Annotated in this window: 19 protein-coding genes; 14 read left to right on the top strand and 5 right to left on the bottom strand. The window is 59.5% G+C overall.

Annotated elements, in window-relative coordinates:
* Positions 1 to 322 precede the first annotated feature (322 nt).
* Together BMI01S_RS39125 and BMI01S_RS19650 are read right to left on the bottom strand one after the other, a co-directional pair.
* On the bottom strand, positions 323 to 484 hold the full coding sequence (locus BMI01S_RS39125) for a hypothetical protein (RefSeq protein WP_238327934.1): 162 nt from the start codon (positions 482 to 484) through the stop codon (positions 323 to 325).
* Positions 485 to 602: 118 nt separating this feature from the next.
* Entirely contained in the window at positions 603 to 1709 is a 1107-nt protein-coding gene (locus tag BMI01S_RS19650; protein WP_208460983.1) for an RNA-guided endonuclease InsQ/TnpB family protein, read from the bottom strand.
* A 154-nt stretch (positions 1710 to 1863) separates the two neighbouring features.
* Between BMI01S_RS19650 and BMI01S_RS39120 the strand changes: the two genes are divergently transcribed.
* From BMI01S_RS39120 to BMI01S_RS19635, 3 genes are all read left to right on the top strand, one after another.
* Positions 1864 to 2004 (top strand): transposase, encoded by a 141-nt coding sequence (locus BMI01S_RS39120; protein WP_081716074.1) that lies wholly within the window; start codon positions 1864 to 1866, stop codon positions 2002 to 2004.
* 294 nt (positions 2005 to 2298) lie between these two features.
* Entirely contained in the window at positions 2299 to 2772 is a 474-nt protein-coding gene (locus BMI01S_RS19640) for a hypothetical protein (RefSeq protein ID WP_028212870.1), read from the top strand.
* A gap of 379 nt (positions 2773 to 3151) precedes the next feature.
* Positions 3152 to 3868 (top strand): GNAT family N-acetyltransferase, encoded by a 717-nt coding sequence (locus BMI01S_RS19635; protein ID WP_042290233.1) that lies wholly within the window; start codon positions 3152 to 3154, stop codon positions 3866 to 3868.
* Between the two features lie 138 nt (positions 3869 to 4006).
* Here BMI01S_RS19635 and BMI01S_RS19630 read toward each other — a convergent pair whose 3' ends face one another.
* On the bottom strand, positions 4007 to 5431 hold the full coding sequence (locus BMI01S_RS19630) for a replication initiation protein (protein WP_028212868.1): 1425 nt from the start codon (positions 5429 to 5431) through the stop codon (positions 4007 to 4009).
* A gap of 923 nt (positions 5432 to 6354) precedes the next feature.
* On the opposite strand from BMI01S_RS19630, the gene BMI01S_RS19625 reads away from it, so the two are divergent.
* Together BMI01S_RS19625 and BMI01S_RS19620 are read left to right on the top strand one after the other, a co-directional pair.
* Positions 6355 to 7566, top strand: coding sequence for a ParA family protein (locus BMI01S_RS19625; RefSeq protein ID WP_028231388.1), 1212 nt, complete (start codon positions 6355 to 6357; stop codon positions 7564 to 7566).
* Positions 7563 to 8531 carry a ParB/RepB/Spo0J family partition protein gene (locus BMI01S_RS19620; protein ID WP_028212866.1) on the top strand — a complete coding sequence of 323 codons (969 nt, stop codon included), beginning with the start codon at positions 7563 to 7565 and terminating at the stop codon, positions 8529 to 8531. Before BMI01S_RS19625 ends, BMI01S_RS19620 begins: the two co-directional genes overlap by 4 nt.
* Before the next feature lie 2461 nt (positions 8532 to 10992).
* On the opposite strand, the gene BMI01S_RS44045 is transcribed toward BMI01S_RS19620, so the two are convergent.
* Positions 10993 to 11166, bottom strand: a complete 174-nt coding sequence (locus BMI01S_RS44045; RefSeq protein WP_409372321.1) for a hypothetical protein — start codon at positions 11164 to 11166, stop codon at positions 10993 to 10995.
* Positions 11167 to 11613: 447 nt separating this feature from the next.
* On the opposite strand from BMI01S_RS44045, the gene BMI01S_RS19610 reads away from it, so the two are divergent.
* The 7 genes from BMI01S_RS19610 (at position 11614) to BMI01S_RS19590 (ending at position 18124) form a co-directional block, all read left to right on the top strand.
* Complete coding sequence (locus BMI01S_RS19610) at positions 11614 to 11910, top strand: H-NS histone family protein (RefSeq protein WP_028212864.1); 297 nt, start codon at positions 11614 to 11616, stop codon at positions 11908 to 11910.
* Positions 11911 to 12302: 392 nt separating this feature from the next.
* A complete protein-coding gene (locus BMI01S_RS19605; protein ID WP_036045348.1) occupies positions 12303 to 13547 on the top strand; it encodes an ABC transporter substrate-binding protein in 1245 nt (414 codons plus the stop codon).
* Entirely contained in the window at positions 13544 to 16498 is a 2955-nt protein-coding gene (locus tag BMI01S_RS19600) for a bifunctional diguanylate cyclase/phosphodiesterase (RefSeq protein ID WP_028231391.1), read from the top strand. The genes BMI01S_RS19605 and BMI01S_RS19600 overlap by 4 nt, the downstream gene beginning before the upstream one ends.
* Positions 16499 to 16700: 202 nt before the next feature.
* Positions 16701 to 17192 (top strand): phasin family protein, encoded by a 492-nt coding sequence (locus BMI01S_RS40925; RefSeq protein WP_161635534.1) that lies wholly within the window; start codon positions 16701 to 16703, stop codon positions 17190 to 17192.
* 108 nt (positions 17193 to 17300) lie between these two features.
* Entirely contained in the window at positions 17301 to 17498 is a 198-nt protein-coding gene (locus BMI01S_RS19595; RefSeq protein WP_028212861.1) for a hypothetical protein, read from the top strand.
* Positions 17499 to 17602: 104 nt separating this feature from the next.
* The gene (locus BMI01S_RS41980) at positions 17603 to 17761 is read left to right on the top strand and encodes a hypothetical protein (RefSeq protein ID WP_167334426.1); all 159 of its coding nucleotides are present in this window, start codon (positions 17603 to 17605) and stop codon (positions 17759 to 17761) included.
* A gap of 114 nt (positions 17762 to 17875) precedes the next feature.
* Complete coding sequence (locus BMI01S_RS19590) at positions 17876 to 18124, top strand: hypothetical protein (RefSeq protein ID WP_028231392.1); 249 nt, start codon at positions 17876 to 17878, stop codon at positions 18122 to 18124.
* A 104-nt stretch (positions 18125 to 18228) separates the two neighbouring features.
* Here BMI01S_RS19590 and BMI01S_RS19585 read toward each other — a convergent pair whose 3' ends face one another.
* On the bottom strand, positions 18229 to 18453 hold the full coding sequence (locus tag BMI01S_RS19585; RefSeq protein WP_036019511.1) for a hypothetical protein: 225 nt from the start codon (positions 18451 to 18453) through the stop codon (positions 18229 to 18231).
* A 347-nt stretch (positions 18454 to 18800) separates the two neighbouring features.
* Between BMI01S_RS19585 and BMI01S_RS19580 the strand changes: the two genes are divergently transcribed.
* A complete protein-coding gene (locus BMI01S_RS19580) occupies positions 18801 to 19295 on the top strand; it encodes a hypothetical protein (RefSeq protein WP_036019509.1) in 495 nt (164 codons plus the stop codon).
* 69 nt (positions 19296 to 19364) lie between these two features.
* On the top strand, positions 19365 to 20273 hold the full coding sequence (locus BMI01S_RS19575) for a lysozyme inhibitor LprI family protein (RefSeq protein WP_042290228.1): 909 nt from the start codon (positions 19365 to 19367) through the stop codon (positions 20271 to 20273).
* Positions 20274 to 20306 lie beyond the last annotated feature (33 nt).

The following is a 20306-nucleotide window of genomic DNA, read 5'->3' as shown; positions in this document are numbered from 1 at the left end:
GGTTCTAAGAACCAGTCGCTCACTCAAAGCTGACAGGTTTCGAATAAATTCAAAAACCTGACTTACTTTAGTGTGAGACTCTTGATACTTTTGCTATTCCGGCTTCGCCCCGAAAGGCAAGGCCGGGTCGCCACCGCATCAAGCGCCCACACTTATCGGCTGTAAATTTTTAAAGAGCAATTCGTCTTAATCGCTTCGTTTTCGTTCGCAGCGATCAGCGAAGGAGGCGAATTATGCGGGTCATTCCGGATGCCGTCAAGCGCATTTGGAATATTTATTTTTTTGAGGGCCGCTACGGCGATTCTGCCTCCGCATCCGCCAGTCACGCCGCCACGGTCTCGCCGATTCCCTCGGGAATCGGTTCGAGCAGGCCGACATAGAAGCCCTGTGCGTAATCGATACCGATTTCGCTCAAGCGCCCGATGATCGCCTCGCTTTCCACCACGAATTCAGCGATCGTTGCCTTGCCTGCCGCGTGCGCCACCTGATGAACGGACTGGCCGATCGTCCGTCGAGATCGCTGCTGGCGATACCGCGCACGAAGCTGCCGCCGATTTTCAGGTAATAGACAGACTCTTCAAATAGTTGACTTCCTCCCCGGGCTAAACCCCAAGGATTCCTACTTCTAGCGCTTGAAGTCCCAAGCGGACAATGTTCCTTGCGGCGTTTGTGTCGCGGTCGTGTTCCGCGCCGCAGTCGCTGCAAGTCCACTGTCTTATTCCGAGGCCGGCTCTACTTTTCGGACTGCTGGGCGGAATGCTGCCGCAGCACGAGCACGTCTGGGTTGAAAACGCCTCGTTGACTTCTTCGAACACCACGCACTGCCTAATGGCCTTGTACTTGAGTGTTGTTCGGAACATCGTCCACGCGGCGTCGTGCACGGACTTTGCCATGCTCGTTTTCGCCATCGCTTTCGCGTTCACGTTGCCTACGAAGATTGCTGCATGTTTCTTGACCAGCGCGGTCGTTTCCTTGTGGATGGCATCCTTGCGCCGGTTCGCGATCTTGATGTGGACAGCCTTCACGCGTCGTTTCTTGTTTGCCCGCTGCGCGATGCCGAGCGCGGCTTCCGTATCGCGGTAGAACTTCGGCATGTTGAACGCCGAGCCGTCGCTGTACGTCGCCATCGTCTTCAGGCCGAGGTCGATGCCGAGCGTGGTCACGCCGTCTGGCACTCGTTTTTCGTCGACCTGGACCTTCACGGCGATGTTGACGTACCAGCGCCCACGCGAGTCCTCGTTGAAGCTGCCCGCGCCGAGTTCGTACCTTGAGAGGCCGTACGAGTCCCACAGGCCGATGTTGATGCCGTTGAATTTAAGCTGGCCATTTTTGTACGTCAGTGCGCGCTTCTTGAACGGCACCCACCCGAGCGAATACTTCGGGGACTTCCGGTCGCTCACGCGCCAGTTCATCTTCTGGCGCTTGAACTGCCGCAGGCGCGTCGCGAATTCCTCGCAAACCTGCTGAACCGTGGGCGAGCCAGCAACGACGCCATCGCACTTCACGAAGCCATTTGTCAGCTTCTGGAGGTCGAATCCCGACAGCCACACCTTGGGACGGTTGCAGTATCGCTTGAGGCTTCGGTACTGCGTTTCGTTGCAGAAATTCCAGACCGTATTGACGTCGCGCGCCATCGCAAGCATCGCCTTCGCGTGCTTGTCCTTGATTCGCAACTTCAGGGTCTTTACGGCTTCCATGCCTGAAACCATACCTGGTCTCCAAAATTATTGAAAGGGGGATATGGGCGGCCGAGGAAGGTTGATAGCGAATTGAGGCAGGGTAGGCATTGTGTCTTCGCAATGCACGTTCACCTTGTTTTCGCTACGAAGTATCGGCGAAACCTGTTCATGAAAGAGCACCTGGATGGGATGCGATGCGATTGATCCTCGCGAGTGCCGGGACTTCGAAGCGGAACTGGCGGAGTTCAACGGCGAGCAAGATCATGTGCATCTGTTCGTAAACTATCCTCCACAGGTCGCGGTATCGAGCTCGCTGCGTCCATGAAGGCCCTATCTGCATGGCTGCTGCGGCAGGAATTCGGAGACTTCCCCCCTTGGCTGACTCGATAGTGAACGGTAAGAGTGCCGTAACACGACCATTGCGTACGCAACAAAAATCAGGGATTGCATACTAATGGAGTGACTTTCGCTAAGTCGATTGAGGGTCCCAAGCGCGCGGCGCGCTGCACACATGGCGGGCCGAAAAAGGCTAAGCTGTGATCCGGCCTGCGCGAGCCGCAGCGGACCCACGGCGCACGGCGCGCGCGCGAAATCGACATCACTGCAAGGAGTGACCACGATGAAAAGGCAACGCAAGGCTACCCGGATCGCCTCGACCCTGCTGGCTGCGGGGTTCTTCCTCGCGCTCGCGGGCAGCGCAATCGCGCAGACGGCCGCGGCGCCAGGCGCCAGCGAACCTTCGACGACCGGCATGCCGGCAACCGAACAGCAGGGCGACGTATCCTTCGTGTCCGGCGGCGTTGGCCGCGACGAATCGACTGCGCTGCGGCAAGCGCGCAGCCAGTGGCCGCTCTCGCTGCTGTTCACCGGCCCCGGTTCGAGTTATGTCGCCGATGTTCACGTGCAGATCACGAACCCGAGCGGCGCATCCGTGCTCGATACGCGTTCGCACGGCCCGCACATGCTCGTGCGACTGGCACCGGGCCGCTACACGATCAATGCGACGTATGGCAGCACGACGAGAACGCAACACGTAAACGTCGGTGGCAACGGTAGCGCGCGCGCGACATTCTCGTTTCCGGCCGCCCACTGAGCGCGACTGGCATCTCCCGCCTGGTGGCCCGGCTCACCAGGCGCGAACTCTCCAGAAGTTCGGCGAGAGAACGCAGTTCGGCACGGCCCTCACTCACTTCGATCGTACCCGGCCTGGCGATGCTTTTTTCGATGCCAAGGCCCGCTTCGGGTGGCGGCTCTTCCCCGGGTCGAATCGAAGCCACCATCGAACGGCACCCGCGGGATTGGACTGATCGGACCGCACCACGCCTGGCGGAGGCAATCGGGCATCGCCTGGCGCAAACGATGCCAATCGTGTCGCGTTCTGCCGTAGCCGGCGCTACCATAGCGCGCCGGGGATCGTCGCAAACCGGTGGCACCCCGGCGCGCCGGCCATATCGATAAAGGGAGCACTTGCCATGCTAGACGTGCCAGCAACAAGGAATATCCGACGTACACACGCGCTGGACGACGCGATATGGGGCGCCTTGACGGGCCGGCATCGCCAGTTTGCCGTTGTGGACCAGCGCGTGCTGCGGTATGCGCCTGCGGTCGCGCCCTTCGCCGCGATGGCGGACACCACGCCGGAATCATTCGAAGCCTTGCGCCGCCTGATCGCGGAACACGAACCCGTGGCCTTGACCACCCTCGACGCACTGGATCCGCCCGACGGCTTCGTGGTCATCCGGCACGCGGCGCTGCTGCAGATGGTATGGGGAGGCCAACCCGTTGGGGCGACCTCGCTCGAACACGTTCGTCTCGAAGCGCGCGACGTGCCGGAGATGATGGCGCTGACCGCCGTGACGGAGCCTGGTCCGTTTGGCCCGCGCACGATCGAACTCGGCGACTACCTGGGCGTACGCAAGAACGGTAAGCTCGTGGCCATGGCGGGCGAGCGCATCAAGATCGACGGACATACCGAAATCAGCGCCGTTTGCGTGGACCCGGCCTTCAGGGGGCAGGGCCTCGCCGCCGGCCTCATCAGACTGCTGATCGCGGCAATCTGTGCGCGCGGCGAAACACCCTTCCTGCACGTACTGACGTCGAATCACGGCGCCGTTTCGATCTATCGGGAAATGGGCTTTGTCGAGCGACGCGAAATGCATCTCACGGTGCTCGGCATCGCTCAGCCCTGAACTCGCGCCGGGCGCTATCGCCAGAAAGTAAGGAATGCGAACGAGGCATCGCCCTCATTAAAGCGCGACTCTCCATCCGGCAATCCCCTTCGCGCGCAGACATCCGTTCTGGCGAAAGCCGAAGCCAGCCCCGATACGCTACGCGGATTTCAGCGCCACGTGCTTGCCGGCTCTCGACGCGCTGATCCTTCCGAACACGAATTGACCCAGATACCAGGCGAGATCGGCGTTCGCGAGGATGTCGCCTTCGGTGACTTCGGCGGGCTCGAGCTTCATGCGGCGCAGCATCAACTTTCCCTCGCGGGATGTCACCCAGCCACGAATGAATTCCCGTTTGCTCCGTTCATCGGCCGCCATGTAGTGCTCACGGCCCAGCCTCGCTTCCTCGTTCATGCGCGCGCGCGACTCCTCCTCTTTCGAGGCAATGCTATGCGCAACCGACGCCTGAACCTCCACCGTTTCGGCGCTCTGCTGGGCTTCGTGGTTCAGCAGCTTGGCCTGCACTTCGACCATCGTCCGCTCGGCCTCCGACATCTTCCAGTTGTCGCGCAGCGCCTTCATCAGATAGCCCGACGGGCTCTTCTTCACCTGGCCGCGGTGAAGGCGGAAGCGTGTGTATTCGATCGCCTGCTGGATGCGTTCGTCCGTCCACGTTTCGCGATTCTCCGAAATCTCGCTGAACTGTCTCGACGAGAGGTTGAACTCGTCCTTGAGCACCTTGTACACGTGACTCGCGTCGGCAAGGCTCGCCATCACGGCGTCCGCGGTGTCCTTGCGCTTGAGCACGAACCGGATGCGATCGATTTTCTTCGACGATGTCGACTCGGTCCTCGTTTCATACGAGAGCTCGATGTCGGACACCTCGTTGATTTCCTTGACTGCCGGTTCGAGCCAGTCGCGCTTGAAGTATTTGAAAATGGCCGCGTTTGCGCCCATCTTGCCCGGCCACGTCCGCATCACTTCGAGCGGAATCCAGTCGGTGCGGCCTGCCGGAACGCTTGGCAGAACCTTGTCGTAAATCGCCCTTGCGAGGCTCCGGGTGAAAGCGGTCGAGATGCGCAGGCTGAGCCAGTGCGACTTGCGCGGGTCGCGAATGTGCGGCACCAGGGTGGGGTGAACGTCGAACCGGATGCGCCCGCGATGAAAGCCAACGAGCCCGATGAGCTGCACCTGCACCCACAGGTCGTCTTCGTGAGGATCGCGATCCGAGGGCGTATTCGTTACGCGGATCTTTGCGTTCTGCGCTTCGTCGGCAATCGTCCGGAGATGTTTGAGATTCCGGCTGTCATAGCGCATCAACCACTTGAAGTAGTTCAGTTCGACATCGTACTGGTCCTGGGGCTGCGGCTCCTGGGCGACGATAAAGTACGCGGCGTCCAGAAAGCGTCGCGCCGGCAACCCCATGTTCACGATTTCGGTGAAGAAGTTGTTGCGCTGATACCCGATCTCGCGGCTGGACTCGTTCACCGGCAAACCCAGATCGAACATGTCCTCGAAGAGCGCCAAGGCCATCTGCCGGGGCGTCGTTCTGGTTCTGCCCTCTTGCGGATTGTCCGATGCCATCGCGTGGTTTGCCCATGTGCCGATTTGGAGTCATGGGACTTTATCACTCGTGGGTGAGGTGTCAACACAACAAACCTCACCATCTGGAGATGGCTAACCAGCGAGTTTGGGGCGTTTGGAAGCTGGTGCACAAAGAATCTCACCTGACGCACAACCAACCTCACCACGGAAGTCCGCCGATCATCGTAAGCCGGCCGTCCTACCTGATTCCCGACGAGTTGCCGGTCAGGTTTGCACAATGAACCTCACCCCTGTGGATAGATCGGAGCGCTGCACAGCCTACCTCACCATCGCGCGGACTCAACCTCACTTCTCCGGGGACAAAACCTCCCTCTTGTGCACATACGACCTCACCTTCAGCACAACGGGCCTCACCTTTTCCTACCTAACTCATTGATTATTATGGAAGTAGCGAGCACTTGTTAGTTTGTCGGTTCGGTTTCAGGTTTACAAAACAACATACAAACCGGGAAGCGCCGTCCTGGATAGGTGCGCGACGTATCAACGGCGGCTGCGAATAACGGGGTGCTGTTGGATATTTCGATGGTTTTGTGTTTTGGGCCAAGAGAAGGCAAAGGATTTATGGTGAGGTCGATTGTGCACACTGGATCTCAGCGTCTCCGGGTGGCAGGAGGCCCCATGGTTGGAGCGTCGGAAGGCAGCCAAAGGTGAGGTCATTTGTGCAATCGGGCGATGAGAAGCCCTGTTTTTGCCTTTTGGTCGGCGGTTTCAGCTCGGTCAGCCCTGAGAAGGTGAGCCTCGTTGTGCTCGATTTGGCGAGGCTTCGGCCCGAATCGACCCAATTGCGCGCGTTCGGACGGCAAAAAATCCAATAAATTTCTACGTTTACGACGATTTAGGCTGAAAATATCGCATCGCTTCTGTATTATGAGGTTTATCGAAATCATCACGAAAACCTCAGAATGGTGAAAACAAGCCAACTTCCAGCCGTCGATCGGACTGTGCCTCTGGAGCAGATTAGCGCGTTCGCTGAAAAGGTATCGATTTTTACGGATGAACTGCGCGAAACCATCCTCGCACCCAGGCCACGCAAGACCGCACCCGTGTTCAAGACGGGTGAAATCGCCGCGATGTGCAACATCACCCACTCGCAGGTTCAGTATCTTGCCACCAAAGGCGATGGCGAGTTACCGCCCGGCACCGCAGCAGGCACCGGCCGCACGCGGACGTTCACCCTCGAAGAGGCCCGTATCTGGGTACAGAAAGTCTCGGATATCTATCAGACTCCCCTCGTCACCGGCACAAGGGAGCCGGACGGAAAAATCATCATAACCGCCCAGCTCAAAGGCGGGTCAGCCAAGACGACGACGACCATGTGTCTGGCGCAAGGCCTGACGTTGCGCGGACGCAAGGTCCTCGTCGTCGACCTCGATCCGCAAGCTTCGCTTTCCGAGCTCTGCGGGCTGTACGCCGAAAAGGACGTAACGCCGGAAGACACGGTGCTCCCCTATATCTACGACCAGCAAATCGAGGGGGGTCTCGCCGCGCGTGTTCAGTCGACCTATTGGGACGGCCTCGATGTAATCCCGGCGCACACGGAACTCATTGGAGCGGAATTCCACTTGCCGGCGATGCAGAAGATCAAGCCGGGATTCAAGTTCTGGACGGTGCTGCGTGAAGGTCTCGAGCCGCTTCGCAAGCAGTACGACTACATCCTCATGGATACGTCTCCGTCGCTTTCCTATATGAATCTGAACGCGCTGCTCGCGGCGGACTCGCTGGTGATGCCGATGGTCCCCGAGAACCTCGATTTCATCAGCTCGTTGTCCTTCTGGCGTTTGTTCTCGGACGTGTCAAAGAGCTTTATCAAATACGAGCAGGGCAAGAAGTACGACTTCATTTCGCTGCTGCTTTCCCGGGTGGATTATGGACGCACTTCGTCGGCGCCGATCGTTCGCGCGTGGGCAGAGAGCGCCTACGAAAACTGGCTCCATGCGATCGAGGTTCCGGCCAGCTCGGTGATGAGCACAGGCGCGCTGGCTTTTTCCACGGTATTCGATGTGAGCAGTTCGCATAGCGCGGCCAAGGCGCTACAGCGCGTGCGACAGCCGCTCATCGACTACTGCCGTTGGTTAGACGAAATTTACGAAGAAAAATGGAGGACCGCGCAATGAGCAACATGCGTGAACAACTACTCGCGAAAACGGCGGGCATTCGAAAGACGTCGTCCATCAAGGAGGACGAGGTCAAGCGTTCGGAGCGCACCCAGACTGCGCCCGGACTCGCCGGCGCGCTCGCTGTCGCGCAACTGCGCGTGCAGGAACTCGAGTCGGCGGGTGTTGCGTCGCAGTTGCCGGTCGCCGAGATTGCGCCTAACCCATGGCAACCGCGACGCATCTTCAACGAAGCCAAGTTGAGCGAACTCGCCGAATCGATCCGCGAGGTCGGGCAGGTGCAGCCGATCGTCGTGCGACGTGTCGAGGCAGGGTATCAGATCGTTGCGGGCGAGCGGCGCTGGCGTGCGCACAAGGTTCTGGGACTGGAATCGATCAAAGCCGTGGTCGCGGATTGCTCGGATTCGGACATGGCCGTTCTGGCGATGGTCGAGAACGTCAGCCGCGATGATCTGGCGGACTACGAAATCAGCCTCTCGATCCGGCGTACCGAAAAGGAATTTCCGGACCGGAAGCGATTGGCGGAAGCGCTTGGTTTGTCGCGAAGCGGCCTCTTTCAGTTCTTGAGTTTCGACAAGCTGCCTTCCTTCATCCTCAGTGACCTGGATATTCAGCCGAGGCTTTTGGGGGCGAACGCGGCAGAGGCGATCGTATCGGCTATCCGAAAGTTCGGCGAAGCCGGCCTGGCCGCGGCGCGCGAGGTTTGGCCCGCAGTGGTCTCAGGGGAGATCGAGCAAGGAAAAGCCGCAGCGGCGATCAGGCAGATCGCGACGCGGGGAGCGACGTCGGCGCCGGCAAATGAGCGAAGCATCGACAAGTTCTTCGCCGGAAAGGAACATGCTGGATCGATTACGAAGGACGTGAACGGCTTTACCGTCAAGTTCAAGCCAGGGATGATGACCGAGGCGCTGGAAACGCAGATTCGTGCGCTCATTAGCCAGACGTTCAATCAAGATCCGAAGTGAGGTGATCCCACCCTTCTCGAAGCCCGCCAAAAGCGGGCTTTTTTTTCGGCTGACGCTGCGAGCAGTCCATAGTATGGACTGAGGGGTCCCGGCGATGTGATGTACCTGCCTTGGTCTGAGCCCGACGACAACGTGAGTGCATAGTATGGAGTCGTCCGGCGGGAGGGGGAGGCAACCGCTAGCGCATTTTCTCGAACGCATTGCTGTTGGCGACTTGTGCCGGCGAACGAGCTGAAGTGGCATTGCCCGGGCGAGTCCATACTATGGATTCCAGCGATGCGTGCAGGGAATCGCGGCCGGCGGAACTGGCTGGTTTCGCGAGCAGAGAAGGCTAGAGTCTGATGCGAACCGGTCCATAGTATGGACTGTCGGCCATTAGACCCAGGTTGGAGCGCAAACGACGTTCGCCAGCGCGGAGCACCTCGGAGTACGTCGGCCGTGCAGCGCCGCGTCGAACAAATCGCCGAAAATAACCCGACAACGAGTCCGTACTATGGACTCGCTCACGTTACGCGCCGGGAAGATGGGTTGGGGTGGGCCTCCATCGCGCAAACGAAAGCGAAATAGATGGAGAGTGAAACAAATCACCGCGTTGAGGCGAAGTACAAACAGAAGCCCTGGTTAGTCGAGCAAGGGATTGATTTTGTGCGATTGAATTCAACGGCGGAACTGCGTCAGATGCCACCGCGCCTGCCCTTCCCGTACGATGTGCCGAACACTATTCGAAAGCGCAGGAACGCCGCGATCTGCACGCGGCTGTTGCCTTTTGCGGCGTCGAGGCCGACTGAGCGCGAAGCCTCTTGGCCGCCCAATCCCAATCTGGTGGGCGGTCTGTTGTCATCTCTGCCAGGCCGAGCCCGAGGCGCTCGGCAGGCGCAATGACGCCTAGTCACGAGTCCGCTGTCTCGCTTGAACCTGGACTGATGTCACTTGGCTCGTCCCCCGGACCTGGTTGATTGGCACCCACAGCAGACGACGATGCGCAAGCGTGGCTTTTTTCCCCCAGGCAGAGATCGGCCAAGAGCGATTCCGAACCATTCCCCTGCAGTGATTTTTTCCCCGAGCGTTCCGCTTCTCCCACTCGCTGGCGTTTTGCCGACGGCTTTGGAAATCGTTCAGTAGCCCACCCACTATCTGACCAAGATTGCTTCGCCCGTGCTGAGGTCGAGAATCGACTGGGATGAAAACCTCGGACCACTTGGCCGGAATGACGCGCCGAATGCACGGGGCCAACAAAGCTTGGATATCAGGCGCAATGCGAAGCTCGGCGATTGATCAGCGAAAGGCGGTACAACAGCTCATCAGGTTCTTTAGCCGCGGATCTCGATGCTCGTTTGAATGTCGCTATCCTCTTCTTGAACGCGAAGCTTCGAGCCGATGAGCGTACAGATAGTGCTTTGGTCAGTGCAGGAGGAGCGGCGCGTCAAACGCCCAGTCCCTCAAGATTGTCTAGTTAATGCAACTAACCGCATAACGACGCAGCTACCGTATCGCCGCGCCGCCTATCGTGCAGAACATGCCGACCCCCTTGATCGAACCACCTGGGCAGCGCGGGCAGTTTGACCGCTTTGTTTCGTGAAACATTCGGGGTCAAAGTTTCAAAAGCTCCAACGCCCCACACAAAGGACGTTTCCGAGAATTCTCGCGAAATTGTTTCACGCGCTAGCCGAGATCCGCAGCCGAAATAGTCGCGACAAACGCATCATTGGGGAACGCAACGACCGCCGCGCCTTCGGCGTAACAGACGACACGTATTTTGTAGTGAAACGTCGCGCGACGTTCCGGGTCGTCGGCTAGCTTGCCAGGGAGCGCGCGAGACAGGCCTTGCACCGTTCGCAAATCAGCACGTTTTAAAATTCTTTGCCCAGATGTGCATCAGCAGTGACCCCGCGTTTGACGAAGCGCATCGCGCCGGCGGCGGGCCGCCATTTGCCACGCTTGCCGGGCAAGTTGGGTGCATGAGCGCCCGCCTACCGCTTCCTTCCACTGAAAAGGCCGCCGGCTGGCGCACGCATCCCCCCGAGTCCTTCGCACCGGCCGTGAGGCGCAACATCCAATATGTTTCGTTATCCGAATTAAAATTCGGAAGACTGCGCTCGCAGATCCAGTGAAAGCTTTCGCCCCAAAACATGTCCAATGACCGCGACTCGCAGCTTGTTATCCATCGCGGTGGGGCGCAGCCGAATCCCTTCGCTCTAAATCGCCAAAGTGCGTTCGCCCGACGCGACGGCCAGGGGCTCCTGTGTCAATGGCGGCCAGCCACCAGGCACCAGGCAAACCGCATGCGCTTGATGTTTGCCAACGAAGCTTCACGCACGAGGCGCCGGCCATTCACCGGATCGTCTGGAAGATCGCGGTCGCAACGACGAGTTGGTCGGCGAAAGAAATGGAACAGAAAACAGTTCGGCCGCGTTTGAGCAAGTCCAAACGTTTGCCCGACCGTAGATGTGTACGCAAAGAGTCAGCGGGCGCCCAGGCGCTCCGGATTTTCCGTGGCCAGCCGGCTGCCGGCGAACGGATCGTTCGCCCAATCGACGCGCGCGCGTTGGGGAGCGGGTTTCTCGTCGGAATTCCCAATGGCGAAGTGTTCGAGCGATTGTCCGGCGCTGATCGCCTGAACAAGCCACTGCGGCATCTCACCGTTGCCGTCCCATGTGTTGCCAGCCGCATTCTGGTAACGCGCAGCGCGCAGTCGCAACTGGTCCTGCGCAATCGAAGCCGCAATATCGTCTGGCTCGATTCCAAATTCCGCCATTCGGCGGCGGAGATATGAAACTATACTTTCTCGTTTTCGTTCATCCACGTCTAAAACTCCTTCCATGCGAGTGACTGCCTAGCTGCACCACACCGTTATCGAGTCGCAAGTCGCATGCCGCAAGAATAGCACGGCAGCTAACGGAGGCTGACCGGTACGCGGGAATTCTCCAGGCGTTCCGCGTCGTTTGCGGGCTGTCGCGCGCCCCTGTATCCGGGATGCCAGCGGTACGGACGACGCGCGCCAGGTGGCCATCCCGATTGCGGTCAGCGTCGTGCGAAAGCCACTATGATTGGCGTGTGGTATCCACGCTGTGGGAGACGACTCGTGGCAACGTACAAAGAACTGAAGGCGCAAATTGCGGAACTCGAGAGTCAGGCCGCCGCCGTCCGTCAGCAGGAGTTCGAGACGGTTCTCGCGGATATTCGCGCGAAGGTGGCCGAGTTTGGATATACGCCGCGAGATATCTTCGGCAGCCGCCGAGGCAGAGCGGGGCAGTCGCCTGCCGCGACGTCCGCGAGATATCGTGATCCTGCGTCCGGCGCGACCTGGTCCGGCAGGGGGCGCGCGCCGAACTGGATCAAGGATGCAAAGAATCGCGACCGGTTCCTGATTTCCGGATAGATCGATTGCCGGCGTTCCGATGCTTGCCCCTTACTCCGAAGCACAAGGGGCCGTTTGCCAGTACAGCGCGAACATGTCTGGCAACATGCATGAACGTTCGTCTGTCCGTTTCCGGAAACGTGAAAGATAACACCCGGAAACCACATCGTCGCCGCCACACGCGGCGAATCAATCCCCCCTAAAGTGGCTCACAGTTTCGGCCGATATGCAGTTTGGCTCTTCTGCGTCCTGTCTGGATCAGGGCAGCCGTAGCCGACTGACCCTCCGTTTCGCGAGACGGCTCATTACCTGACGCCAGTTCGCCTGACGCCTGGGTTGCCATACCCGAACTGAATAGTGAGCGTTGCGTGCACGGAATCAAGTTTGCCTGGCTGCTGTCTGGTCTGATCGGCATGGTTTTGCTCTTCGGTTGCGATCAGCAAACCGACGCGCCACGCAGCAAGGCGCCGGCGCCAAAAACCACCATTACCGCACTGGTCTGGGCGCCTGACTGGCCAGAGGAGATGCTCCAGATCGCTGCCGAATTCGGCAAGCTCAATCCCGATCTGCACGTCAACGTGCAGTTCATGATCGGCAATTCGGTCGAGGAGAATATCAAGCCGCGCGTGGCAGCCGGCACGTTGCCGGATCTCGTCAGTATCAACCCGAATGCCTACTCGGCCGAACTGGCCGAACAAGGCGTGCTTGCCGACGTCAGCGAGACCTCGGCATGGAAGAACATGCTGGATCCGCTCAAGCCCGACTGGACCAGTCGCCGCGGCAAGGGATTTGGCATTTCCGGCGGCGTGGCGACAACGATGATCTATTACAACCGGGCCATGTTCGCGAAGGCAGGAATCGACACGCTGCCCACCAACTTCGAAGAATTTCTCGCTGTTTGCGCGAAGCTCAAGCGGGCGGGGATAGTCCCGATCATGTGGAACGGAGGCTTTCCCAACATGCTCGGCAATGGGCCGTTCGCTTCCGGCTTTGCCAACGGCGTGGTTGCACACGAGCCGCGCTGGAAAGAAAAAATGGCGGATGGCACGCTGAATCTGGATACGCCGGAGGTGGCCGAAATCTTCGCGCGCATCGCCATGATTCCCCAGCGGGGTTACGCTCAGCCATCGTTCATGACGACGGGGTACGACGAAGGCATGCGGCTTTTCAAGGAAGGTCAGGTTGCAATGGCGTTTCAGGGCAGTTGGGCCGCCGGCATCATGCTGCACGGGAACGACTTCGAGGTTGGAGTTTTCATTCCACCCTGGAATGCACGAGGAGAACGGGCAGTGCCGGTGCTCGGCAGCGAAACCGGTTTTGGCGTGTGCGAGACGCCCAACAAGGCTGCCGCCATGCGCTTTCTGGAATTCATCGCCGGAAAGGGATTTCCGATTCTCCAGAAGAAGCGTCACAACATTTCGCCGTTTCAGCGGGGGATCGGAACCGTCGTGACCGACGCGGAGATCGTCGACTACACGAACACGGTCAGCCGCTCTCCGGTCACTGCGAGTCCCTACTATTCGTCGCTTCCTTCCAACACGATCGAGCTGCTGCATAAGCTGATGCAGGATGTGCTGCTCAGGAAATTGACGCCCGGGCAGGCTGCGGAGCGCCTCGACGTCTCGGTCAAGACTGAAGCGAAGATGCACTACAAATGAACTCGATCTCCGCGCTGCTGCGGCGCGCTTCCAACTACCTCTGCCAGGAACTGCTTCGGCGCGTCGAGATCCGCTATCGACTCATTGGCGCTTTTATTCTGTTGTCGTTGCTGCCCATTATCATTTCGGGCTGCATTTCGTATGTGAAGTCGATTGCGGCAATCAAGGAAAACGCGGAGATATTTTCCAAAGAAGTGGTGAGGCAGGTTTCGCGAAACATCCAGCTGCGGATGCAACAGATCGAAACGGAAAGCAATCTCCTGGTGCTTTCGGGTCGTGTCCAGGGCGCGCTGGGGAAAGCGGCGAACGCAAGCGCGACGGAGCAGAGCGAAGCGCGGCAGGACCTTGCGAGAATGCTGCTCGATCACTACGGATCGGTCGACTTCATCAACCAGAAGTATCTGCTCGACCATGAAGGCCGGATTCTGGATACGCAGGCATTCGCCCAATTGACCACGGGCGTGACGACGCTCGTCGGTCTGGCGGAACGCGCGCACGAGCACACATACTGGGGCAGTTACGACAACGGGGTCGGCCAGCAGAACCTGGGGATGGTGCGCGCCATCTACGACAAGAGCAGCAACACGAAGATCGGCAATCTGGTTCTTGTCGTTCGCCCCGAGTATTTCTCGACGATTTTCAACGACGTCGCCTCGGGCAGCGGCACGGCGATATACGTGTTCGATTCAAGGAACAACAAGCTCATCGTCGTTCCCAATAACGGCTCGTCGCCCAATGCTGGCGCCACGCCCGCACCGGACTTGATCGACGATATCGCCCGCCACGGCGCATCGGGTGAGGCAAGCCGGTGTATCCCGATGGCCGGGAAAGGCGGCGGGCGTTACCTTGCCGCCTACGCGAACATCCCTGGCACGAGCTGGTTCGTCGTCAGCATGATCCCTGAGCGAAACTTGACAGCGGAGGCACAGGCGGTACGCAACCAGATCGTGCTGGTTGGCATTTCCGGGTTTCTGCTTTCGATTTTCCTGGCCTACTTCATTTCCAATAGCATTTCGGCCCCGTTACGGGATCTCGTTCGCAGGATGCATGACACCGGCGAAGATGCCGGTGCCGTCGAGGACGGCGTGCAGGACGGGCAAGGCACCGTCGGCGGACTGGACGAACTGGCCCGGCTGGCTCACCGCTTCGAACGAATGCGGACTGCGATCCGGCAGAAAATCCAGAAGATCAACGAGATCAATGCATCGCTCGAGCAGACCGTCGTCGATCGAACGGCGGAACTCGTCACGCGCGAGCGGGAATCGCGCACGCTGATCGAGAACTCGCCCGATACGATTACGCGATACGACAGGGAGTTGCGCCGCACTTACGCCAATCCCGCTTTTTGTTCGTCGGCTGGGTGCGATCTTGCCACTGCGCTCGGCAAGCGGCCCTCGGAGCTCCCGGGCGGCCCTAACGCGCTGGTCTACGAAAAAAGGATTGGCGACGTGATCGCCACCGGCAAAAGCACGCAGTTCGAACTGAGGTGGGCGGCCAAGGACGGGCAGGAATATTGCACCCATATCCGCATCACGCCCGAGATCGATCGCAGCGGCCGCATCACTTCGGTGCTGGCCGTCGGTCGCGACCTCAGCGACCGGATGGCGTTCGAGGCCACCATCTGGAAGCAGGCCAATTTCGATGCGCTGACGGGTCTTCCGAACCGGCAGTTGTTTCAGGACCGTCTGAGTCAGGAAGCCACGCGCGTGCGCCGTTCGGAAAAGCGCATGGCTTTGATGTTGATCGATCTCGATCGCTTCAAGGAGGTCAACGACTCCCTGGGTCACGACACGGGGGACATCCTGCTGATCGAGGCTGGCCGGCGCATCACCTCGTGCGTGCGCGATCTGGACACCGTGGCCCGACTCGGCGGCGATGAATTTACGGTCATCCTCCCCGATCTCGACGACATCGAGGCCGTCGAGACGACAGTGAAGCGCATCAATCGCAAACTGACCGAGCCATTCAAGCTCGGTGCGGACGAGGTGTACATCTCGGCCAGCATCGGCGTCACCGTTTTCCCCGATGACACTGCCGAACTCGATGCGCTTTTCAAGAACGCCGACCAGGCCATGTATGCGGCCAAGAATGCCGGGCGGAACCGCTTCAGTTACTTCACGCCCGACATGCAGTTGGAGGCGCAAACGCGCTTGCGCTTGACGAGCGACTTGCGCGCAGCGCTTTCTCGCAATCAGTTCCAGGTGCTCTATCAACCTGTTGTCGATCTGGCAACGGGACGGATTCGCAAAGCCGAAGCGCTGATCCGCTGGCTGCATCCCGAGCGCGGCATGATCAACCCGCTGGACTTCATTGCGCTGGCCGAAGACACGGGTCTCATCATTCCGATCGGCGACTGGGTTTTCAGGCAAGCGGTGCAACAGGTGCGGCAGTGGCGAGAGCAGTATGATCCGTCGTTCCAGATCAGCGTCAACATGTCTCCCGTGCAGGTCCGTCAAGACAGCGGCATGGGTGCGCGGTGGCACGAATATCTCGACCGCGAGGGCATGCCGGGCCAGAGCGTGGTGGTGGAAATCACCGAGGGGCTGCTGCTGCAGGCCGAATCCAACATCGACGAAAAGCTGCTGGACTTCCGTCTCGCCGGCATTGGAATCTCGATAGACGACTTCGGCACGGGGTATTCTTCGCTTGCCTACCTCAAGCGCTTCGACATCGATTACCTGAAAATCGACCGTTCATTCGTACAGAACCTGAGCGTCGACGAAAATAATCAGGTGCTCTGCGAGGCAATGGTGGTGCTCGCACACAAACTCGGTATCCAGGTCATTGCCGAAGGCGTGGAGACCGTCGAGCAACGCGATTTTCTCAAGGCGATGGGCTGTGATTTTGCCCAGGGCTTCTTGTACTCCCGGCCGATCCCGGCGGACCGGTTCGCACCGCTGGTATGGCCGCTGATCGCGGAAGGAGCGGCCGACGCCCAACGGCGAAGCTAGCCCTGGGAGCCTCGCTGCATCCCACATATTGGGGAAAGTCCCTGGTCAAGACGCCGCAACAACGGCGATTTAACAAAGTTAGAATCTAGGCTCTAGATCGGCGGCGACCGCCCGCGAAGGGCAGCGTGTCTTTGCACACATGCTGGTTACCCGCCTCGTGGCAGCGGCCAATTAACGACGATGAGAAAAAGGGGGAGATTCCGTGAGCACTCCTGAGCAAGCATCCCTTGCCACGCCGTATCAATCCTGCGTAACGAATTTTTCCCTGGTCAGCGTTCAACTGCTTGCCAGTTTCAGTGAGTTGATGCGTTTGAATCTGGAGACCTGCCGTTCGGTACAGGCCGGCGCAGTCCTGCACTGGGAAAACGTGCTACGGGCGCAGACACCTGAGCAGTGGGTCAGACATCAGACCGATGCACTGCCCTGGCTTGCGCTGCAAATCTCGGGCTACACCGAGGGCTGGATGGATATTGCGTCGCGAACGACGGCAAGCCTGAACCGCTCCGCCAGTGATGTCCATCACGGGCAGGCGCGCCATGAAAGCACGATGCTCAATGGCGTCACGAAGTGCGAAGGGGGTGTCGATGCGATGAATCCTGCGCGCGCCGATTCAACTGCCGCTCCCGACAATGCGGCGCCAACCGCTGCGAAGCGACGAAGGACCTCCCAGGAGCCGCTGTCGCTATCCAGATAGAAGATTTCTAACGCTTCTACTGCCTTCGCCTGTGTGTTCTCGCAGACTTTCGGTATGTTGTCCGAATTAGTTGCTCTTTTCACAGTTGCCCTTCGAAACGGAGACGCCATGTTGAGCCCGCACGAAGTCGCCACGTTATTGCTGGTGAAGGACGCGCCCGAACGTATTGAGGCCGACCGCGCCGAACTGGGCGCGCTGCGCGCGCTTCAGTTGATTGCCAATGATTCACCTGAAGCCGGGTTTCTCATTCCTCGCGTCACGCCGCGCGGCGATGCAGTCCTGCGCGCCATCGCGCGGGTACGCTGACGGGCGGTCGAGCGCAAACAGGCCGTCATTCAGGCCGCGCGTATTTTCCGTGCGAGCCGCCCCAAAAAGGGGCTGCGATCCTGTATGTTCCTGAGGAGGCTGACATGGATCCATCCTGGCTGGGTATGGCTGCCGGCACGATCGTGCTGGCAATAGCGGTATTTGGCGTCGCGGCGCATTACCGCCGGGAGCGTCGTCGTGCGGATCTACTACGCAATCTCGACCATCATGACTGGTGCCGCTGGACTCGCTCGCGACACTGAACGGTTCGGGACGCGATGCATCGAGCACCGACGTCGAGCCACCTGTGCCCTCACGTTCATCGCCTCGATGAACGAGCGAGACATTGCACCATCACACCGATAGGGGGCCCCCCCGTGGGCTACGACCTGGCAGAAAAGGATCTGGCGCAGATCCGCAACGTGCTCAACCATCTGGAGCACTCGGCCGACTTCCTGCGCGCTTACGATTCAGGGGCGATCGTCGGCGTGAATGATTGGCGGGCCAGAATTCGCACGGTCCTGGCCATGCCCCGGCTACCCATCCAGATCGAATTGCAGGGCATCGACCTGCTGGGGCGCCTCGACCATCTGGAAGCCTCGCGATACACCTCGAACAACGCTTGAATCGCGCATCCGGCATGTGTGCCGCTCGACGGCGACAGCAAGCCGTCGAGCCGGGAAGTTTCCAACGCATCGAATAACAGCGAGCGCGCTAGCGCCCGAGCGCATTAGCGTGCCGTTTCCGGGCGCTGCCAATGCGCGGTCGATTGCTTGTCCGTTATGCGGACTTTTGCCAGCAGCGGTTTGTAGCCTCGCAGGATGACCTCGCTGATCGCGAGAAGCTCCGAGCGAAATATGTCATGAGTGAATTTGCTGCCATCGGCAAACTCGAGAGAGTAACCATCGATTGGTCCCCATTGGCCGCGCGGCAACGGTTCGATATACACGTCCATCGTCAATCTCCAGTGAGTAGAAGGTGATGGGTTTGAGTCTATCGCAGTGAAACATCGGCAATGCGCGCGCCCCCGGAGATTAAATATCCCGGATATTCAAAGGCTTGCCAATCTTGTTTCACCATAAGGGACGAGGTCTTCCGATGCGCAATTCCGCGCGCTCGTTGACGTATCGTTGTCTTCGCAAACTGAACAGGCATTGCACGATATGAAAACCCGGTCAGTCCTCTAGCACCGCCCGCTGTGGCGTCCGGTAGGACCATGGTCCGATTGGCTTCATCCGGGACTTCCCTCACGATTGCACAGGCGCTCGGCGCGCCTGGGAGGGGAACGAGGAGGGGTTCGACATGATGAAGCTCGCGTGGGTCATCGTCGCGGCGGCGTTCATGGCCGGCTGCGCCCAGCCGTGGCAGAGCGTCGAGCCAGGCGCGGACCAGTCGGCATTGATCGCTCGTCTTGGCCCGCCCCGCGAGACTTATAACCTGCCGGGGGGCGGTAAGCGCCTCATGTGGCCAACGCAGCCGATGGGCACGACGACGACCGCCGCGGACATCGATATCAACGGCAAGATCCTGAGCGTGCGCCAGGTATTGCAGGAAAGCGAGTTCAACCGCGCGAAAGTCAACGAGTGGACGCGCGATGACGTCCTGATCCATTTTGGGCGCCCCGCGGAGACCGCATACTTTTCGCGCATGCAGCGGGAAGTCTGGTCCTACCGGTACATGGAGAACAACATCGACTACATGATGTTCCACTTTTACTTCGATGATCAGGGCATTCTGCGGCTCACGCAAAAAACGCCAGATCCCATGCGGGACCGGAACCTGAGGCGCGGGTTCTAGCATCGACCGACATTGCGAAATTGCCCAAGAGCCCGTTTCGACGGTGTGGGCTGCAAGGAGGAGGACGGCATGTGCAGCGCTCGGCAACCGACAGCCATGGTCGCGCGGGTTCGTTGCCTGGTTGCCTGGTTCGTTTGGGCGCTGCTCATGTTGCCGGGTATGTCGGCGGGAATGGACTTCAAGATTTACTACCAACCCGAGCTCAAGCTGAACATGATCATCGGGAAGGGACGTATTCAGAGTGGCGACGCAGATAAATTCCTGGCGGTCGCCAAACTCGCGGGTCGCGATGGCGAAGGGCTCGTCCCCTTTGTTCTCGATAGTCCGGGCGGCAATGTCGAGGCCGCGTTCCGGATCGTGGATGCCATGGATCAAGTGCGTGTCTATACGACCGTTCCCGATAACGCGAAGTGCGCCTCCGCATGCGCCTCGATCCTGTTCGCCTCGGGGGAGCGTCGTAGTGTGGTTGGCACGGGCATGCTGGGCTTTCACAGCTGCTATCGGCGCGACGGAAAAACCTATACCGAAGACTCCCTGTGCAACGAAATCATCGCAGCGAACGCCATGCGAAGGGGAGTGAGTCACGCAGCCATCAATCGTTTCGTCAAGGAGTATGGCGCGAGCGAAATGGCATGGGTCGGGCGCAACATTGCTTGCACGACGCTTCGTGGACTTTGCCGCCCGGGGCTGCTCGAAACGCAATCGGGGACCAAAGATGCGCTGGCCCAAAGCCTCGATTGCAGTGGGCTCCTGAGCGTTCAGGCGCAGATCGTTTGCACAGATCCGGAGCTTGCCCGCCTGGATAAAACAATGGCCGAGGTCTTTAACCAGAAGCTAAAGACCTCGGCCAACAAGACAAAGCTGCGGGCGGATCAACGAGCGTGGCTACGCAATTCGCGCAACGTGTGCGAGGATAAAGCGTGCCTGCTGCGGAGCTATCAGCTCCGCGTCGCCGAACTCAAGCGGACGCAGCCGTGATGATGTGACGGTCACCGCCGGCGGCGTGACTGC

Source organism: Paraburkholderia mimosarum LMG 23256 = NBRC 106338 (assembly GCF_000739815.1).
Lineage (GTDB): Bacteria > Pseudomonadota > Gammaproteobacteria > Burkholderiales > Burkholderiaceae > Paraburkholderia > Paraburkholderia mimosarum.
This window is presented reverse-complemented; position numbering and strand designations above follow the sequence as displayed.

What these genes read in the sequence shown, in the direction of transcription:
- BMI01S_RS19580 (WP_036019509.1), top strand. Translation starts at nt 18,801, where the DNA reads ATGATGAAGCTCGCGTGGGTCATCGTCGCGGCGGCGTTCATGGCCGGC.
- BMI01S_RS19575 (WP_042290228.1), top strand. Translation starts at nt 19,365, where the DNA reads ATGTGCAGCGCTCGGCAACCGACAGCCATGGTCGCGCGGGTTCGTTGC.
- BMI01S_RS19585 (WP_036019511.1), bottom strand. Translation starts at nt 18,453, where the DNA reads ATGGACGTGTATATCGAACCGTTGCCGCGCGGCCAATGGGGACCAATC.
- BMI01S_RS19605 (WP_036045348.1), top strand. Translation starts at nt 12,303, where the DNA reads ATGGTTTTGCTCTTCGGTTGCGATCAGCAAACCGACGCGCCACGCAGC.
- BMI01S_RS19595 (WP_028212861.1), top strand. Translation starts at nt 17,301, where the DNA reads ATGTTGAGCCCGCACGAAGTCGCCACGTTATTGCTGGTGAAGGACGCG.
- BMI01S_RS19650 (WP_208460983.1), bottom strand. Translation starts at nt 1,709, where the DNA reads ATGGTTTCAGGCATGGAAGCCGTAAAGACCCTGAAGTTGCGAATCAAG.
- BMI01S_RS19625 (WP_028231388.1), top strand. Translation starts at nt 6,355, where the DNA reads ATGGTGAAAACAAGCCAACTTCCAGCCGTCGATCGGACTGTGCCTCTG.
- BMI01S_RS19630 (WP_028212868.1), bottom strand. Translation starts at nt 5,431, where the DNA reads ATGGCATCGGACAATCCGCAAGAGGGCAGAACCAGAACGACGCCCCGG.
- BMI01S_RS19620 (WP_028212866.1), top strand. Translation starts at nt 7,563, where the DNA reads ATGAGCAACATGCGTGAACAACTACTCGCGAAAACGGCGGGCATTCGA.
- BMI01S_RS19635 (WP_042290233.1), top strand. Translation starts at nt 3,152, where the DNA reads ATGCTAGACGTGCCAGCAACAAGGAATATCCGACGTACACACGCGCTG.
- BMI01S_RS19640 (WP_028212870.1), top strand. Translation starts at nt 2,299, where the DNA reads ATGAAAAGGCAACGCAAGGCTACCCGGATCGCCTCGACCCTGCTGGCT.
- BMI01S_RS41980 (WP_167334426.1), top strand. Translation starts at nt 17,603, where the DNA reads ATGGATCCATCCTGGCTGGGTATGGCTGCCGGCACGATCGTGCTGGCA.
- BMI01S_RS39120 (WP_081716074.1), top strand. Translation starts at nt 1,864, where the DNA reads ATGGGATGCGATGCGATTGATCCTCGCGAGTGCCGGGACTTCGAAGCG.
- BMI01S_RS44045 (WP_409372321.1), bottom strand. Translation starts at nt 11,166, where the DNA reads ATGCCGCAGTGGCTTGTTCAGGCGATCAGCGCCGGACAATCGCTCGAA.
- BMI01S_RS19600 (WP_028231391.1), top strand. Translation starts at nt 13,544, where the DNA reads ATGAACTCGATCTCCGCGCTGCTGCGGCGCGCTTCCAACTACCTCTGC.